16 protein-coding genes and 1 pseudogene are annotated in these 16,816 nt (G+C 61.2%); 11 read left to right on the forward strand and 6 right to left on the reverse strand.

The features are described from left to right. Nucleotides 1-23: 23 nt before the first annotated feature. The 9 genes from NKH41_RS25855 (at nucleotide 24) to NKH41_RS25895 (ending at nucleotide 9,555) form a co-directional block, all read left to right on the forward strand. Nucleotides 24-1,205 carry an arabinose transporter gene (locus NKH41_RS25855; RefSeq protein WP_352780204.1) on the forward strand — a complete coding sequence of 394 codons (1,182 nt, stop codon included), beginning with the start codon at nucleotides 24-26 and terminating at the stop codon, nucleotides 1,203-1,205. Nucleotides 1,206-2,385: 1,180 nt separating this feature from the next. After that, nucleotides 2,386-2,997, forward strand: coding sequence for a cupin domain-containing protein (locus NKH41_RS25860; protein ID WP_352685658.1), 612 nt, complete (start codon nucleotides 2,386-2,388; stop codon nucleotides 2,995-2,997). A 116-nt stretch (nucleotides 2,998-3,113) separates the two neighbouring features. Continuing rightward, the gene (locus tag NKH41_RS25865; protein ID WP_352449198.1) at nucleotides 3,114-4,052 is read left to right on the forward strand and encodes an ABC transporter substrate-binding protein; all 939 of its coding nucleotides are present in this window, start codon (nucleotides 3,114-3,116) and stop codon (nucleotides 4,050-4,052) included. 74 nt (nucleotides 4,053-4,126) lie between these two features. Further along, on the forward strand, nucleotides 4,127-4,924 hold the full coding sequence (locus tag NKH41_RS25870; protein WP_352775819.1) for an ATP-binding cassette domain-containing protein: 798 nt from the start codon (nucleotides 4,127-4,129) through the stop codon (nucleotides 4,922-4,924). Then, nucleotides 4,921-5,925 (forward strand): ABC transporter permease, encoded by a 1,005-nt coding sequence (locus NKH41_RS25875; protein ID WP_352503424.1) that lies wholly within the window; start codon nucleotides 4,921-4,923, stop codon nucleotides 5,923-5,925. Before NKH41_RS25870 ends, NKH41_RS25875 begins: the two co-directional genes overlap by 4 nt. Before the next feature lie 4 nt (nucleotides 5,926-5,929). Continuing rightward, nucleotides 5,930-7,018 (forward strand): phosphotriesterase family protein, encoded by a 1,089-nt coding sequence (locus NKH41_RS25880; protein WP_352780207.1) that lies wholly within the window; start codon nucleotides 5,930-5,932, stop codon nucleotides 7,016-7,018. 27 nt (nucleotides 7,019-7,045) lie between these two features. Continuing rightward, nucleotides 7,046-7,816: a glutamine amidotransferase gene (locus tag NKH41_RS25885; RefSeq protein WP_352775811.1), complete on the forward strand. Its 771-nt coding sequence runs from the start codon at nucleotides 7,046-7,048 to the stop codon at nucleotides 7,814-7,816. Nucleotides 7,817-7,819: 3 nt separating this feature from the next. Next, the gene (locus tag NKH41_RS25890) at nucleotides 7,820-8,728 is read left to right on the forward strand and encodes a ribokinase (protein ID WP_352780208.1); all 909 of its coding nucleotides are present in this window, start codon (nucleotides 7,820-7,822) and stop codon (nucleotides 8,726-8,728) included. Next, the gene (locus NKH41_RS25895; protein ID WP_352474307.1) at nucleotides 8,725-9,555 is read left to right on the forward strand and encodes a BtpA/SgcQ family protein; all 831 of its coding nucleotides are present in this window, start codon (nucleotides 8,725-8,727) and stop codon (nucleotides 9,553-9,555) included. The genes NKH41_RS25890 and NKH41_RS25895 overlap by 4 nt, the downstream gene beginning before the upstream one ends. Nucleotides 9,556-9,593: 38 nt before the next feature. On the opposite strand, the pseudogene NKH41_RS25900 reads toward NKH41_RS25895, so the two are convergent. From NKH41_RS25900 to NKH41_RS25920, 5 genes and pseudogenes are all read right to left on the reverse strand, one after another. After that, a pseudogene (locus NKH41_RS25900) lies at nucleotides 9,594-9,978 on the reverse strand (type II toxin-antitoxin system VapC family toxin). Then, on the reverse strand, nucleotides 9,899-10,213 hold the full coding sequence (locus NKH41_RS25905; RefSeq protein ID WP_352780210.1) for a type II toxin-antitoxin system Phd/YefM family antitoxin: 315 nt from the start codon (nucleotides 10,211-10,213) through the stop codon (nucleotides 9,899-9,901). Before NKH41_RS25905 ends, NKH41_RS25900 begins: the two are co-directional and overlap by 80 nt. Nucleotides 10,214-10,589: 376 nt before the next feature. Then, on the reverse strand, nucleotides 10,590-10,877 hold the full coding sequence (locus NKH41_RS25910; protein WP_352780211.1) for a hypothetical protein: 288 nt from the start codon (nucleotides 10,875-10,877) through the stop codon (nucleotides 10,590-10,592). 1,311 nt (nucleotides 10,878-12,188) lie between these two features. Continuing rightward, a complete protein-coding gene (locus NKH41_RS25915; RefSeq protein WP_352780213.1) occupies nucleotides 12,189-12,419 on the reverse strand; it encodes a hypothetical protein in 231 nt (76 codons plus the stop codon). A 148-nt stretch (nucleotides 12,420-12,567) separates the two neighbouring features. Then, nucleotides 12,568-12,939: a hypothetical protein gene (locus tag NKH41_RS25920; protein ID WP_352503419.1), complete on the reverse strand. Its 372-nt coding sequence runs from the start codon at nucleotides 12,937-12,939 to the stop codon at nucleotides 12,568-12,570. Nucleotides 12,940-13,027: 88 nt separating this feature from the next. On the opposite strand from NKH41_RS25920, the gene NKH41_RS25925 reads away from it, so the two are divergent. Beyond that, entirely contained in the window at nucleotides 13,028-14,713 is a 1,686-nt protein-coding gene (locus NKH41_RS25925) for a winged helix-turn-helix domain-containing tetratricopeptide repeat protein (RefSeq protein ID WP_352780215.1), read from the forward strand. A 1,092-nt stretch (nucleotides 14,714-15,805) separates the two neighbouring features. Here the strand turns inward: NKH41_RS25925 and NKH41_RS25935 are convergent. Then, a complete protein-coding gene (locus tag NKH41_RS25935; protein WP_352780217.1) occupies nucleotides 15,806-16,192 on the reverse strand; it encodes a hypothetical protein in 387 nt (128 codons plus the stop codon). 212 nt (nucleotides 16,193-16,404) lie between these two features. On the opposite strand from NKH41_RS25935, the gene NKH41_RS25940 reads away from it, so the two are divergent. Next, the gene (locus NKH41_RS25940; RefSeq protein WP_352541906.1) at nucleotides 16,405-16,797 is read left to right on the forward strand and encodes a hypothetical protein; all 393 of its coding nucleotides are present in this window, start codon (nucleotides 16,405-16,407) and stop codon (nucleotides 16,795-16,797) included. The last annotated feature ends 19 nt before the right edge of the window (nucleotides 16,798-16,816 follow it).

Below are 16,816 nucleotides of genomic sequence, written 5' to 3' on the forward strand. Positions count from 1 at the left end.
TCAACATGTCGCCGGTGGCCACAATGGCGCGGACTTCTGACCGAAATGGCGCAATGGCGGAACTGGTGCCAATCATGGCGGCTGTCTTCGCCTGCTTCCTCCTGATCGGCTTGGCGCTACCCGTCCTGCCGCTGCATCTTCACCAGCAGCTCGGCTTCGGCCCCTTCGCAGTCGGGCTGGTGACGGGCAGCCAGTTCGTCGCCTCGATGCTGTCGCGCATTGGAGCCGGAAATTATGCCGATGGGCGCGGCGGCAAGCGGGCCGTCATCGTCGGCCTCATTGCCGCTGCCCTGGCGGGATTCATTTATCTCGGCTCGCTGGCATTGCTCGACCGGCCGGTAGCGTCCGCATCGGCGCTCTTCGCCGGCCGGGCGGTACTGGGCGCGTCTGAGAGCTTCATCATCACCGGCGGCGTCGCCTGGGGGCTCTCCCTTGCGGGCGGACAGAACTCCGGAAAGGTCATAGCCTGGGTGGGGACGGCGATGTTTGCGGCGCTCGGGCTAGGCGCGCCGATCGGATCTGCGCTTTACGCGGCGAGCGGCTTCGCCGCGATCGCACTCGCGACGGTCGGCCTGCCGCTTGCGACGCTGCTTGCCATCCTGCCTATGCGTGGCACCAGCCTCGCCGCGAGCGCCGCGCGACAGTCATGGACGAGCGTGGCGCAAGCGGTCTGGCTTCCCGGCGTCGGAGCTGCTTTCAGCAGCCTTGGCTATGGCGCGATCCTGTCCTTTGGCGCGCTGCTCTTTGCCGAACGCGGCTGGCAGCCGGTCTGGCTTCCCTTCACCGCTTATGCCGCGTCGCTGATCGCGGCAAGGCTGTGCTTCGGCCACCTGCCTGACAGGTTGGGGGGCGCGCGCGTCGCTGTGATCTTCGTGGCGGTCGAGGCGGCAGGGCTGATGCTGACCTGGCTTGCGCCCGGGCCTGTTCTCGCCGCCATCGGAGCGGGCCTGACTGGCCTTGGCTACTCCCTGGTCTATCCCGGCTTCGGTGCCGAGGCCGTAAGCCGTCTTCCGCAACGCAGCCGCGGCCTGGCCATGGGACTCTACACCGTCTTCCTCGACGTGGCGCTCGGCTTCGGCAGTCCGGCGCTCGGCTTGGTCGCTGGGTCGGCCGGGCTGCAATTCGTCTTCCTCGTCGTTGCGACGGCAACGCTTCCGGCCTTGGGCATCGCTCTGCTGCTGGGTCGCCGTAACGCTCCACTATAGCTAGTCTGTGCTCGAGATGTCGCGCAACCACGATCGCTCCCGCTTTGGGCGACGTCTGCTTCCGGGCAATGACAAGACCGACGTCTACGGCCGACATAGGGCGCAGAGCAGACGGTCGGGTTTCCAACCCGGAGCGACAAGAGCTGACCTTTGGTCGGCGCAAGTGTCGTCCTGACGTGACCCAATGCGTCTTCCGTTGCGAGCGTCGCTTGCTGGAGCTGCGTTAAGTCGGTCGGAGGCCAATGGTATTTTCAATGGAAAGCTAATATGCATGGAAACCCAACGAGCAGCGCCTGCCAGATACCTGAGGAATGCCATGCGAAGGCTCATCTTCACGGCGATGTGTATCGCCGCCGCAACAGCCGCTAACGCCCATGATTGGTACGAAGATAAGATTGACCCACAGACCAAATTCAAGTGCTGCGGCGGTTCAGATTGCCGCGCCATACCTCGGTCTTCGGTGCGGTCCAGGGTAGACGGCGGGTACACTTATTTGCCGCATAATTTCACCATCCCACGGGACCGGGTACAGGAATCCCCGGACGGGCAATACCATATCTGCGAAAATAAATATGTTGTAACCAACCAGCTGTATTGGCGTTGCTTCTTCGCGCCTCGTGTCGATGTATCTATACTTCTAACGCATTAACCGCGCGTCGCTTCCGCAACTTACATATGCAATGTGCTAGTCCAATTAATTCTGTTGGACTTTCTTCAAAATTGCCGAAGCTCAAGCGGTGCGCGACTGCCTCAGGGATTTCATTGGATACGTCGCGGCTATCGAGAGCCTGCGCCCCTGGGCGTAACTCCATGGGCGCTGCCGCAGGTGACTTCTGGGCGCGCTCCGCAATTCGGTGACAGTCCAGATTTGATCGTGTCGGCGCGGCCGTGTTGTGTAGATTGGCTGCGTGGCCCGCCTTGCCCGCATTGTCGTTCCAAGTCCACTCGCCACGTGACGCAAACGCGGTAACGGCTTGCGATTTCGACCACGATGGACAGCCAAGCGATAGGGGATAACTGGCGCGGGATCATCAGCACGGTTCATGCGGGCGCGGCATTCGCCGGATGAGGCAGCTGCGGCTGCGGCCTCGAATTTGACGCATCAGCACTTGCAAATCGTCAGCCGAGGTCTTTTGCTCGCGCGATAGTTGCCCTTGACCGTTGAATGGTTGGCGAACAGATGAACAAAATCGATCGACGGCGGCCAGAATCAGAAACGGACGCCACAGTAAATGCCGCAAGACTTGGAACTCGGCTGCGCCTCGCCCGCCAGACACGCGGCATGACGCTGAAGACGCTGGCCGCGGCTGCGAATTGCTCGGAAAGCCTGCTTTCCAAGATCGAGAACGGCAAGGCTTCGCCGTCCCTGCCCATGCTTCACCGTCTGGTCGAGGTTCTCGACACCAACATCGGCTGGATGTTCGAACAAGTCGACGACGACGAGGCGATCGTATTCCGGGCGGGCGCAAGGCCTTTGATCGCGCTCGACGCGCTACGGCGTGGCGAAGGAATTTCGCTCGAACGCATCATCCCGTATTCGCCTGGCCACCTCTTACAATGCAACATCCATCACATCGAGGCAGAGGGCTCGAGCGAAGGTCCGATCCAGCATGCCGGCGAGGAAGTCGGGTACGTGCTCGCCGGGCGGGTCGAACTGATCGTCGACGGCAAGCGCCATGCTCTCGCCACGGGTGATGCCTTCGTGTTCAGGTCGGAGCTGCCGCATCATTACCGCAACATCGGCGAGGAACGCGCTAGCATTTTCTGGGTCAACACGCCGGCGACTTTCTGAGCAACGCTGTGCGTTCATTTGGATTGACAAATATTCAAGTCTCTTGAATGCTTGCCTCGTGCCTGTAGCACCAACGGGACCAGCCGAGGTCTGGTCCGCAAGCAAGGGGAACCGAAATGCGTCTGTTCAAACTTCTCGCCGGCTGTGCCGCCGCCATTGCCATGGGCTCGGCAGCCATGGGATCGGCGCTTGCCGATACGTTCGCTCTCGTCAACATCAACCAGCAGGCCCTGTTCTTCAACCAGATCAACGAGGGCGCGCAAAAGGCTGCCGACGCCGCTGGCGCCAAGCTGGTCATTTTCAACGCCAACAATGTGCCGAGCGCGCAGAACGACGCGATCGAGAACTACATCACGCAGAAAGTCGACGGCATCATTCTGGTCGCCATCGACGTCAACGGCGTCAAGCCGGCGATCACTGCAGCCAAGGCGGCCGGCATTCCCGTCATAGCCATCGACGCGCAGATCCCCGACGGCGACAATATTTCGTTCATCGGCGTCGACAACACCAAGGCCGGCGAGGACATCGGCAAATTCTACGCCGACTATGTGAAGACCGATATGGCCGGCAAGGCCAAGATCGGTATCGTCGGCGCACTCAATTCATTCATCCAGAACCAGCGCCTCGACGGCTTCAAGAAGGCGGTGACCGAAAGCGGCCAGGCCGTCACCTTCCTCGACACAGTCGATGGCCAGAACGTTCAGGAGACCGCCTTGAGCGCTTCGGAAAACCTGATGACGGCCAATCCGGACATGAACTCGCTCTATGCGACCGGAGAGCCGGCCTTGCTCGGCGCCGTTTCGGCGGTGACCAGCCAGGGCCGCACCGGCGACGTCAAGGTGTTCGGCTGGGACCTGACCAAGCAGGCCGTTCAGGGCATCGATGACGGCTGGGTGGTGGCGGTCGTGCAGCAGGATCCGGCCGGCGAAGGCAAGGCCGCGGTCGAAGCGCTGGGCAAGATCAAGAAGGGCGAGAAAATCGACCCGATCATCAATATCCCGGTGACGATCGTGACCAAGAAGAATGTCGACCAATATCGCGCGATGTTCAAGTAAACTGCGTCGGCGACCGAGCCGCGGCGCCGCCCGAGGCTGCGCCGCGGATCCCTTGCAATCGCGTGGAATTCCAGATGAGCAGTGGCCAGACCTATCGGGTGCGGATGAGCGGCATCTCAAAGCGCTACAACGCCATCCAGACGCTCGATGACGTGTCGCTGACGCTGAAGCCGGGCGAGGTGCTGGGGCTGGTCGGCGACAATGGCGCCGGCAAGTCGACATTGAGCAAGGTGCTGTCGGGGGCAGTGGTTCCCGACGCCGGCACCATCGAGATCGACGGCAAGCCGATGATCTTCAGCTCCCCGGCGGACGCACGTGCGGCGCGCGTCGAGATGGTCTACCAGGACCTGTCGCTGTGCGACACGGTCGATGTTGCCGGCAATCTGTTTCTTGGCCGCGAGCCGCGGCGCCGCATCGCAGGCATTTCCTTTCTCGACAAGAAGCGCATGCATGACGAGACGCGCCAGATGCTCGATCGGCTTGGCATCGTCATTGCCGACACGCGGCTCAAGGTCGAAAACCTCTCCGGCGGGCAGCGCCAGTCGATCGCGATCGGCCGCGCCGCCTCGTTCGAGCCGGCCGTGCTGATCATGGACGAGCCGACGGCAGCGCTTGCCGTGGCCGAAGTCGAGGCGGTGCTCGAACTGATCCGCGCGGTCAGTGCGCGCGGTGTCAGCGTCATCCTGATCACCCACCGGCTGCAGGATCTGTTCCTCGTCTGCGATCGCATCCAGGTCATGTATGAAGGGCGCAATGTCGCCGAGCGGCTGATCGGCGAGACCAATATCGAAGACGTGGTCAATCTGATCGTCGGCCGCAAGTTCAGTGCGCGTTCCGCCACCAATGGCTATCGCGGTGGAGCGCCGGCATGAGCGACGCGATCCACACCGCCCAGCCCTCACGAGTACGCAGGGGCACCTGGCGCGATGCGCTGCTCGCCAATGGCAGCGTCGTCTCAATCGCGCTGTTCTTTCTGGTCGTCTGCATCATCTTCTCGGTTGCGACCGACGCGTTTCTGACATCGCCCAATCTGTTGAACATCCTTCGGCAGTCGGCGCCGCTGCTGATCGTCGCCGCGGCAATGACTTTCGTCATCACCACTGGCGGCATCGATCTTTCGGTCGGCTCCGTGCTGGCGCTGGTGGCGACGCTGTCGGCGACGGTTTTGCAGTTTGGCCTGCCGTGGCCAGTCGTTATCCTCGCCATGTTAGCGCTCGGCGCCCTACTTGGGGCGGTACAGGGCTATTTCATTGCCTATGAGGGCATCCCGTCCTTCATCGTCACGCTTGCCGGGCTTTCGGTGATCCGTGGCGTGGCGCTGCTGATCACCGGCGGCTATTCCATCCCCATCGAGCCCGGAAGCGCTTTCACCGTGCTGGGCCGCGCCTGGTTTCTTGGCGTGCCGGTGCCGGCGCTGATCGCGCTGGCGATCCTGGCCATCGCCTATCTCGCCTTCAACGAGACGCCATTCGGCCGCTATGTCACCGGCATTGGCGCCAACGCCGAGGCGGTGCGGCGCGCCGGCGTCAACACGCGGCAGACGACGCTCTTCGTCTATGTGATTTCCGCCACCGCGGCAGCCCTTGCCGGGATCATCATTGCTGCCCGGCTTGGATCGGGATCTTCGAATGCCGGCCAGGGTTTCGAGCTGGAAGTCATCGCCGCCGTCGTGCTCGGCGGCACCAGCCTGTTCGGCGGCCGCGGAACGATCATCGGCACGGTGCTCGGCGCGCTGACCGTGGCCGTCATCGGCAACGGCCTGATCCTGGCGCATCTGTCGCCTTTCCTGACGCCGATAGTCACCGGAACGATCATCCTGATCGCCATCTGGCTGAACTTCCGCCTGTTTCGCGGCGCCGTGCGGAGCCGTTGAGCCGATGAGCGGTCTGTTCGATGACGCAGTGCCGGGCCAGCGGCTGGCGATCGGGGTCGAAACAGGCCATGTGATGACCGTGCTCGGCCCAGTTCCGGTCGACGACATGGGCATCACGCTGATGCACGAGCACATCTTGCTCGATGGCGCGCGCAGCTGGAAATGCCCCTGCCATCCCGACGACATGGCGATCGCCGAGCAGCCGGTGAACATCGAGATCATCGGCGAGTTGCGCATGAACCCATACGTCAACCGCGACAACGTCTCGCTCGACGACGCCGACCTGGCGCTGTCTGAGCTGCAGCGCTATCGCGCGCTGGGCGGCCACACCGTCGTCGATGCCACCAATATCGGCATCGGCCGCGCCCCCGAAAAGCTCGCTCGCATCAGCCGCATGTCCGGCCTGAAGATCGTCATGGGCACCGGCTTCTATCTCGAGCACACCCATCCCGAATGGCTGAAGGCGATGGATGTGGACGCCGTGACCGAGTTCATCGTCAACGATGTCGGCGGCGGCGAGACGCAGCCGCCGATCATGGCCGGGCTGATCGGCGAGGTCGGCGTCAGCAAGGATTTCACCGCCGAGGAACGAAAGTCGCTGCGAGCTTCGGCACGCGCCTCGCGCATAACCGGCGTGCCGCTGTCGATCCATCTGCCCGGCTGGGAGCGGCTTGCGCACGAGGTGCTCGATATCGTCGAGGCCGAAGGCGCCGATCTTCGCCACACCGTGCTCTGCCACATGAACCCGAGCCACGACGATCCCGACTACCAGAAAAGCCTCGCCCGGCGCGGCGCGTTCCTCGAATACGACATGATCGGCATGGACTATTATTATGCCGACCAGGACGCGCAATCGCCCTCCGACGAAGAGAACGCACGCGCCGTCGCCGCCCTTGTCGAGGCGGGCTTCGGCGACCGCCTGCTGTTGTCGCAGGATGTGTTCCTCAAGATCATGCTGACGCGCTTCGGCGGCTTCGGCTATGGCTACATCCTGAAGCATTTCATACCGCGCCTGAAACGCCATGGCGTCGAGCAGCCGGCCATCGACCGCATGCTGATCGCCAATCCGAAAAGCGTATTCGCGCGGCTCTAAGCGGCCTGGAATTACACTGGAGTTCAAATGTCCAAGAAGAAGATCCTGCTTGCCGGCGAATCCTGGGTGTCGACCGCGACCCATATCAAGGGTTTCGACCAGTTTCCGACCGTTACCTACCACACCGGCGCAGACGAGTTGCTGGGCGCGCTGAAGGCGACCGACTTCGACGTCACGTTCATGCCGGCGCATGAGGCGCAGCGCGGCTTTCCACAGACCATGGAGGCGCTGTCGGCCTATGACGCGGTCGTGCTCTCCGACATCGGCGCCAACACGCTGCTGCTGCATCCCGACACCTGGGTCCACTCCAAACCGACGCCGAACCGCCTGCGCCTGCTCCGCGATTACGTCAGCGGCGGCGGCGGTCTATTGATGTTCGGCGGTTACTACAGCTTCCAGGGCATCAATGGCGGCGCGCGCTACCACAAGACCCCGGTCGAGGACGTGCTGCCGGTGAACTGCCTGGCCTACGACGACCGCGTCGAGGTTCCCGAAGGTTTTGCGCCGGTGCCAAAACCAGGGTCGAGCCATCCCATCCTCAGGGGCCTCGGCTCGGACTGGCCGATCCTGCTCGGTTTTAACGAGGTGACGCTGAAGGACGGGGCCGAGGTCCTGGCCAGCGTGTCGTCGGATTATGGCTCGCTGCCGCTGCTTGTCACCGGCCGTTACGGCAAGGGCCGCACCGTGGCCTGGACATCCGATGTCGGGCCGCATTGGCTGCCGCCGCAATTCATCGCCTGGCCAGGCTACAAGACCCTGTTCGAACAGATGCTGGGCTGGGCGACCGGTGAGAGCTGAGCCATGCATGTCCACGTCGTCGGCAATGCCTGCGTCGATACCGTGTTTCGCGTCGGCCGCTTCCCTGCCGCGGGCGAGACTTTGAATGCCGTGAGCTATGCCGACGGGCTCGGCGGCAAGGGCGCCAACCAGGCGGTCGCAGCAGCACGGACTGGTGCAGAAGTGACGTTCTGGACGGCGCTCGGCAAGGACCCCGCAGGCGCATGGATCAGGAGCCGCCTCGACGGCGAGCTGTCAGACCTTGAGGTGATCGAATTCGAGCTGCCGAGCGACCGCTCGACCATCGTCGTCGATAAAGGCGGAGAGAATTTCATTGTCAGCGGCGTCGCCTGCAGCGAAGCCTTCGATCCGGTGACGCAGACAGCACTTGTCCGCTGGATCGCTCCCGGCGACATCCTCGTCTGCCAGGGAAATTTGCGGACTGCCGTGACCAATGCCTGCCTCAGAGCAGCAAAGAAAAACGGTGCGCGCACCGTTCTCAACGCCAGCCCGATCGACACGGCCTCGCTGCCCGATCTCGGCCTGGCGGAGGTTCTGGTGGTCAACCAATCTGAGGCGAAAACCCTGACCGGCCGGGATGACATCGCGGCGGCGGCCGATGCGCTGGTGGCCAAAGGCGCAGGCACCGTCGTCATCACTCTCGGCGCCGCAGGCTGTCTCCTGCTTGGCCCGGGCCATGAAGAGCCGCTTCGTTTGCCGGCGCCGCGAGTCGAAGCGCTCGACACCAGCGGCGCGGGCGATGTGTTCTGCGGCTGTCTGGCCGGTGGGCTTGCCCGGGGCATGCCGGTCATCTCGGCGCTGAAGCTGGCGCTCGCCGCCGCCGCAATCGCCGTGACACGGCCGGGCACGCTGGCATCCTGTCCTTCCGCCTCCGAGATGGCGGCGCTCATCGATCAAATGGAGCTCTCATGACCCAGCTCGGCCAATCCGGCGGCGACGCGCTCGTGGACCTTTTCGGCCGCACAAAGGTGGTGATCGGCGTCGTTCATCTGGCGCCGCTGCCTGGCGCGCCGCGCTATGACGGCGAGGCTATCGAGGCGATCTACCAGCGCGGGCTTGACGACGCCAAGGCCTATCTCGACGGCGGCTGCGACGGCGTCATCGTCGAGAACCATGGCGACATCCCGTTCGCCAAGCCTGATGATATCGGCCCGGAGACGGCGGCCTATATGGCGGTGGTTTCCGACCGCATCCGCCGCGAACTCGGCAGGCCGATCGGCATCAATGTGCTGGCCAATGCCGCGATCCCGGCCCTGGCGATCGCCAGCGCAGCCGGCGCCGGCTTCGTGCGAGTCAATCAATGGGCGAATGCCTACGTCGCCAATGAGGGCTTTGTCGAAGGCGAATCGGGCCGCGCGGCACGCTACCGCGCCAGGCTGCGTGCCAACGGCATCCGCATTTTCGCCGATGCGCATGTCAAGCACGGCGCACACGCCATCGTCGCCGACCGCCCGGTGGAGGAACTGGTCAAGGACCTGGTCTTCTTCGACGCCGACGCCATCATCGCCACTGGCCAGCGCACCGGCCACGCCGCGGATTTGGGCTACATAAGTATGATCAAGCAGGCCGCCGGCCTGCCGACGCTGGTCGGCAGCGGTGTCACGCCGGACAATGCCAAGGATATCCTCGCCATTGTCGACGGGGTCATCATCGCCAGCGCGCTGAAGCACGACGGCGTCTGGTGGAACCAAGTCGACTCTGCTCGAGTAAAGGCGTTCATGGGTGGTCTGAAGCGATAGCTGGACTACCCTACCGAGGGGCTTGGGGCCTAGCTTGATCAGAGACGACGGACGGGCCCAGGATACTGCGCGACCAGATCGTCGACGGTCAGCAAAGTAATGCCTTCCACAATCGATTGAGCAATCAGGATCCGATCGAAGGGGTCCTTGTGGATGGTGGAAGCCCATCCACCGCGATGGCATGCTCGCCGATGATTGGCAGCTCATGATAGCCATTGTCCATCAGGCCCGACACAAAAGACGCACACCGACCCTGACGTCAGGGCGCCCCAGACCGCGTTTAAAGGCAATCTCCCAGAGACTTGCGGCGCTGAATGTCAAGTGGTTGTCGGCATTCTCGATCTCAGCGAGGGCGGCGGGCGGGAGCTTTTCGGGCTCGCCCGCCGCCCAGAGCAGAAGATGGGTATCGAGAAGAAGTTTCATGGCCGCCAAACAGCTTCTCGATTTCGTCATCGGCCATGCGATCAAAATCGTCCGGAACTGAAAACCGCCCGGCCATAAACCCCACCCGACGCATTTCGCCGGCCGCAGGTGCGTCTATGGCAACGACCTTGACCATCGGCTTGCCGGATTTGGCGATAATGAAGGATTCGCCTTTGGCCCCCTGTCGACAAGACGAGACAGATGTCTTGGCCTCGTGGATATTGACGGTGCGCATTGCGGGCCTCTGACTTAGTCCATGGAACTTAGTCTACTCGGGCCCGATTTTTTTAAGCGTGTTTCAGTCAGTGAAGGTGAAGGATGCCGGATGCGGCCGATCCTTTCGGATCGGCCGCATGGCACGACTTCAACAAAGACGCGTAATCGATTGTCTGAACTGCATGTTTGTTGGGACTACGTCTCACCTGATGTTGGCCGAACCTGTTGGTCCGCCATACGAGGTCGGAGTTCACAGGAGCGATTTTTACAGAGCAAATGCTCTACGTCGCACTAGGGGCCGAAAGCGAAACGTCCGCTTAGGGCACTGCACCACGGCGGCGACGGGCCCGACCGAAGGCGATCGACGCGACGGGCGCCAAGGGCCTTACCGGACTCTATGTTCCCTTCACGATTCTCGGTTTAGTCGGTCGGCGGGATTGAGCCGCGCTGTCGAGGGCCAGGGCCAACCGCTTCTCGTCTTCGATAGCGCGATCGACTGCCTCAATTTCCTCTTGGAGCACCTTCAGCTCGGCTCCGTAGCTGGAGCCGTCGCTGTCCCCGATCTGAAAGCCACTTGCCCGCATTGCGTCGCGAGTGTGGTGCACGTTACGGACTCCTTCGCGTCGAGTCGCGACCAAGATTTCCCTAAACTCTCCAAGACGTTCAACGTGATTGCGAGCCATTGCGTTCTCCTATTTCGTCGTCATCGTCGCCGACGGCGATTCAGAACGGCTAAAACCTACGGAGATACCCTCGACAAAGCATGAGTGCGGAAGCTCAAATTTGAATGTCTTGCAATAGCGTGAAGCGCGGCAGGCGGAAATTGGCTTCGACCCGATCGATTTCAGACCAAATGCCAGACACTTTCGGCCGAGCGCGTCTGCGGCTCCCCCAACGGGGCCATCCGCTCATGTAATCGGTAAAAGTCGGGTGCGAGAATGGCCCGGGCCATGGACGCCCCGCCATTCCTGGTCGAGTTTGACCTGCGGCGGAGGCAGGGCAGGCTTCGGCGTGTTGGTTGTGTAAGGCATCTCAAGCAACTGCTCTCCGTCGATCAGCTCCAGATGCTGCCTTGACTTCGTCTCTCGGGCCTTCCTCGGTAGCGCTCGCTCTACTTTCGAGAACGAGAGGCGGTGGTGACAAATATCCCCTGCCCGGCACTCGCGAAGACCTTGCTCCTACGAAGTTTCGCACCGCTTTGACGGATTCCGCATCGGTCGTGATGTTGCACTGCCCTCTGGATGACGCGGTTGTCACGCAAAGGCAGGAAACGGCGTAACGAAAGCGAACGCGAAATTTCAAACTGAGACACACAACCGGGATAGAACCGGGTAGACAGCATGCCGAAACGGAACGCAAGAACGGGTGCATAAGATGACGCCTCAGCACCTTTTTGTTAGCTAATGCTAATAAAGGCGTGTAATTGCTTCAACATGTGGCCGAAGCGGCAATCGGAAAAGGGAATGCCGCGGCGCCAAGCCCTGCCGCGGTCGTCCTTGCGGCCCTTTCGTCGTCAGGATTCTTGGTTCCCTCGAGCGCACATGATGCCCCGTCCGGATGGAGCTATCCGCCGGCCTGCTGTCACGGCGACGCCGAACATGGCGAGTGTCAGCGAATCCCAAACGGCGCGGTTCATGTTCGTCTCGGTGGCTGGGTTGTGATCCTGAGGACCGGGGATCATCGGAAGATCACGCGGCAACAGCGATATTTCATCCCATATGGTGATGAGATTCCGTCGCAGGACGGCGACTATCATATATGCCTCCATCCGACCCAAGAGCATGAGAACTGTTTTCTTGTCCCGCCGGACTCGATATGATCCGGGAGCCAGCGCGAGCTGCGGCTGAGATGCGGATAGCGCCGCGCCCAGTGCCGCCCGACGGCTTCGATGATGCGTGTAAGCGAAAATCCAAATTTCCCGAATCTTGCGGATCTTCGCTGGGGTGCCGCCTCAGTTCGTACCAAACATGCGCGCCACCCCGCGAAACGTCGCCTCAGTCGAGGCTGGCCGGCGACGAGAACGGCCGATTGGCGTCCACCATGAAGATGGCCAGCTCATCAAGAGCGGTTGTGCCGGCGCTGAACACCTCCATCGGCATGTCGACCCCCTGTCCGACCATGGTCGTGCCGGCTTCGGCATAGCTCACTCCGGGGGGCGTTCTTTGGCCGAGCTTGCCGCCCAGCACATAGAAGGCCTCCGGTCCCGGATGTGTATGGATCGGCATCTTGGCACCGGGCGCTCCACCGGCACGGTTGACGCGCAGCAAATATTCGCTCGCACAGATCGGCGGAACAGGCCCGATCTCGACACCTTGGTCCCGGCAGGAGTGGTGCCATCCTTCGGCCGAGCGTGAACAGCCAGGCCTTGCAAAATCATGGTTCTGATGCGTTGTCGCAGTAATGGAAGGTGGCGAGATAGCCGGGGAGTACGCGCATGAACTCCTGTTGATGGGTCCAAGCTCTGCACTCCGCCATGGAGGTCATGGGTTTCACGTCGGGGAGCCTGATTAGCTCCCCCTGGTTGGTCAGAAGGATTGTGACAGCGATGGCGGTGAACATGGCCCGGTTATCCATCGATTTAAGGCTGGCGACACAATAACCGCCGGGGTTGGGACGGACGTCGTCTGAGGCAACCTCGTTGACATGGTTAGGACCACAGAATCTCGCGATGCGGGGATCCGGTTTTGCAGCCGTTTGCGTTGCCAAAAGAAGAGCGAGAGCGATGATGATCTTGGTGCGATTCATGTCGTCCTCCGTTTCATCCGGTGCTGCTGGGATCGCTTGGAGGCGAAGGCCGAATGGGCTAAACTAGAAAGCGCGCCAGGAAGGTGAAATGTCCCGAACGGCCCCTGAAATTGACCTGAAATCTGCTGAAACGATCACGTTTCGCGGTTTTGCCTTCCTGACGAAAAGCAAAGAACTCCGAACCGTCGAAGGCAAAGCGGTCAATCTTCGCAGCCAGTCCGCCGAGGTGTTCTCGGTGCTCGCGGCGCGACCGGGCGAAATCGTGTCCAAGGATGCGCTGATGCAGGCGGTTTGGCCCGAGACCTTCGTGACCGACGACAGCCTCACTCAATGCATTGCCGATATTCGCCGCGCATTGAGGGACGACGCGCACGTGATCGTGGAAACCCTCCCAAAGAGAGGCTACCGGCTGAATGCCAATCCGTCGGACGCGGCGGACGCAAACGCCGCAGCCGACACGGAACGTGCCAAGACACGATTCTCGCAGCGCGGCTTCATTCTTGCTGCAATCGTTCTCGCTCCGGCAGCGATCGGCGCATACTACGGCGCGGAAATATGGCGAGCCGCTCCAGTTCCTTCGAGCGACATGCCGAGGATTGCGATCCTTCCCTTCGACGACTTCAGTACCGGCGCGGATAAGGGATATCTCAGCGATGCCGTCGCCGAGGGGATCATCACCGAGCTTTCGCGGAGCAAGACTTATGCCGTCATCGCCCGAAACTCGAGCTTCAGGTACCGCGACCAGCCGGTCGACACCAGGAAGATCGGAGATGAACTCGGCGTCGACTACCTGCTCGAAGGCAGCCAGCAGAAGGTCGGAGACCGGCTGAAAGTGACCGCCCAGTTGCTGAATGCGCATGACGGATCGCATGTCTGGGCCAACACCTACAACCGGGAGATTGGCAATTTTTTCGTCGTCCAGGAGGAAATCATCCGCACGCTTGCGGATCGGGTCGGGCAGAGAATCCAGCGCCCGCTGCCAAGGAGTGACGCCGCGCAGGTCAGCGCGCTCCGCTACTACCTGATGGGAAGGGCCGAGTTGATGGGAAGGGCCGAGATCAATTTCTCTGCCGCGGGGAACGATCTGCTAAGGCAGTTCAGCCTCAAGGCGATCGAAGCGGATCCGAACGCCCAGTTCGGCTATATCGGGATGGCCTGGTCCTATCGCAATGACGCGGTATTCTGGCACAAGCAGGAAAATAACCCCGACGAGGCGTTGAAGCGGGCCGCCGAATACGCCGACAAGGCTATTCTACTCGCTCCCGACGATTCCGAGGCGCATAACATCCGCGCCAGCATCCACACCGAAGCCGGCGAGATGGAGCAGGCCCTTGCCCGGTACGATCAGGCGATCGCCCTGAACCCCAGCGACTCGAATATCCTCGTCATGAGTGCAGGCGTGCTGCTGAACGTTGGCCGCACGGACGAAGCGATTGATCGGATCGAGCAGGCCAAGGGCATCGATCCCTTCCACCCTGACTGGTTCCACTGGCAGATGGGCTGGGCGCTCTACGAAAAGAACGATTGCGGGGCTGCGCTGACGGCGATGCGGAAAATGTCTAGAATCCCGAGCGGCGCACAGCGCATGCTTGCCGGGATCCACGCTTGTCTGGGAAACAAGCGGGAAGCAAAGGAAGCACTTGCGGTTTTCCTCAAAGACTCGCCCGGCGACTCCATCAGCAAACAACGCAGGCAATGGGAGAAAAACTACCTCGCCCCCGGGGCCCTCGATCGCTGGATCGGACACATGCGGTTCGCGGGGTTGCCGGAGTGAACGGCTGTCCGGTTGTGGCCCGGCAGAAGTCCGATTGGCCGCATAAAAACCGTTGAAGCCTTTGTGTTGTGGACGGTGGTTGCCCTCAAAGCAAGATCATCCTTCATAGGAATATTGGGTGCGGGAAAGTCGGCAATGGGGCCGACTTGCGCCATAGTGCGCTCGCACCCCAACTTCTGCGACGGGCCCGATGGCTGCCGTTCATCGGCGATGCCTCGAACTTCCGCAGATGGCGCATTTGGTCCTTATCGGCTGCCGCAGAGCCAATCGCTCTCGAGTGCAGGCACTCCAGTGGAGTCCAGACGTTGGATTGGACCCTCGACCTCTACAAAAGCACACTGAGCTTCCAGTCGGGCTACGAAGCGATCGCTTCGGCGAGAAGTCGTCGTTCTCAATCGGGCGACGGGGGGATACATCGGCGAAGACGGCATAAGGGAGGATGCGCCAGACCGAGCCGACGGAATGGTCGTAGCCAAGGCCTTGGAGCGCATAGCGCCTGGCCGGGAGGCCGCCGCCAGTCAGACTTACGCAGCGCGTCGTTGAGCGAGGTGGAGACCCGAACGGGCTCGACGAGGGTCCACGGCGGTCACAATGTTGTGGTGGTGATCGCAGTAGACGCGATCCGGCGAAGTTGGCCCAGCACAAAAACGATAACCACCGGGTACTGACGGGTCTTCGCTCACCGGGAAGCGGCATTGATAGAGGCCTAGCTGAATGAGGGGGACATCTCTCGAAGTTAGTCTGATATTTTCAGGCATGATGGTTTCCTAGTTCACAGCAATTGCCGGGTGACGGCCGCAGTGCGACCCGTCAGGGGCGAGCTTCTCTCGTTTGGGAGGCTATGGATCACCATATGGTATTGGCAGCACCGTCAATGAAGCCCGACGCCCTGCTTCTGAAGCCAATAGTTTGCGACTTAAGGCCACACCCGCAAACGCATTGGCAATCTACCATCTTGTCCCCAAGGCACCCGCCCGCCGCGGTTTGCCGGCTAATTCGTGCCGTGTTCGCTGGAGGTATCACTCCTCTCTGAATCCTGCAGTGAGGCGTGGCGAAATCCGAACTCGCCCCGTAGATGCTTGACGTGGGCTTTCAGCCCGGCCTGACCCATGGTCGCCGGCCGTTTTTGCCCTTCGGCGGTGGCCCGGCGTGCTCTTGGACACGCTTCCACAGCCGTTCGCGCATCTCCTGGTTCAAGGTGATGAAAGCCGAACCGGCATATTTTCCGGTACCGGGCTTCGCCAGCAAGGCGAATGTCGCCTTGCCCGGCTCGCGCTCGACGCCCAATAGTTCGTATTCCTGGACTGTGAAGCTCTTCGTCTTCAGCCAATTCGTCGTCGGGCCGCTTCGATACGGGCTGTCGGCGCGCTTCGAGACGATGCCCTCAAGGCCCGCTTGGTCGGCAACATACGCGGCGGTAAGTGCAAAGAGGCTCGCAATCCAAACACCACGCATCACACGCTCGGGCGGTCTGCGCATTGTAAACACCGAGAACGCGTTGGCTTAAGCGCAAATCCTAGGGAACATGCTAGAATGTGCGGCTTCGCTCAACTTGAGCAAATGTCCCCAACGACATCTAGGACGCGCTGATTTCCGCTTCTTGAAAGCTTGTTATCATGATAATTTTCAGTCTCCTCGCTTAAGAATATATAGACATTTCAGTCAAACCGGCGGGGGATGGGGAGGATAGGATGAAACTGTTATCGCTTGTTGTCGTAGCTACGTTTTCACTTGCTATGTCCGCTTGGGCCGAGGATCTACCAAGTAGCGCGAAGAAAGCATCGATGGAAGAATTTAAGACTTTTGCTAATGGGAAAAAGGTAAATGTAATTATATACGACGCTGGAGCTGCCATAACTGCCACTCTTGTCTGGAACTGGAAGAAAAAACAGATAATTGGCGAAGCTTTGGTGAACAACAAAACTAAGATAAAGGTCAAAGTTCCATTGACTTTCGACGGCGACAAGGCCTGTTCACAAGACCAAGGTAAACCAGTTTGTCATCTTATCTACATTGACGACGACAAATTTTACGAGGTGCGCGACGACGGCAAAGTCCACGCGACTTCAACGTTGGTTCAATGAGACGGACCACGTCCGAATG

The organism is Mesorhizobium sp. M1169, from assembly GCF_040318345.1.
GTDB lineage: Bacteria > Pseudomonadota > Alphaproteobacteria > Rhizobiales > Rhizobiaceae > Mesorhizobium.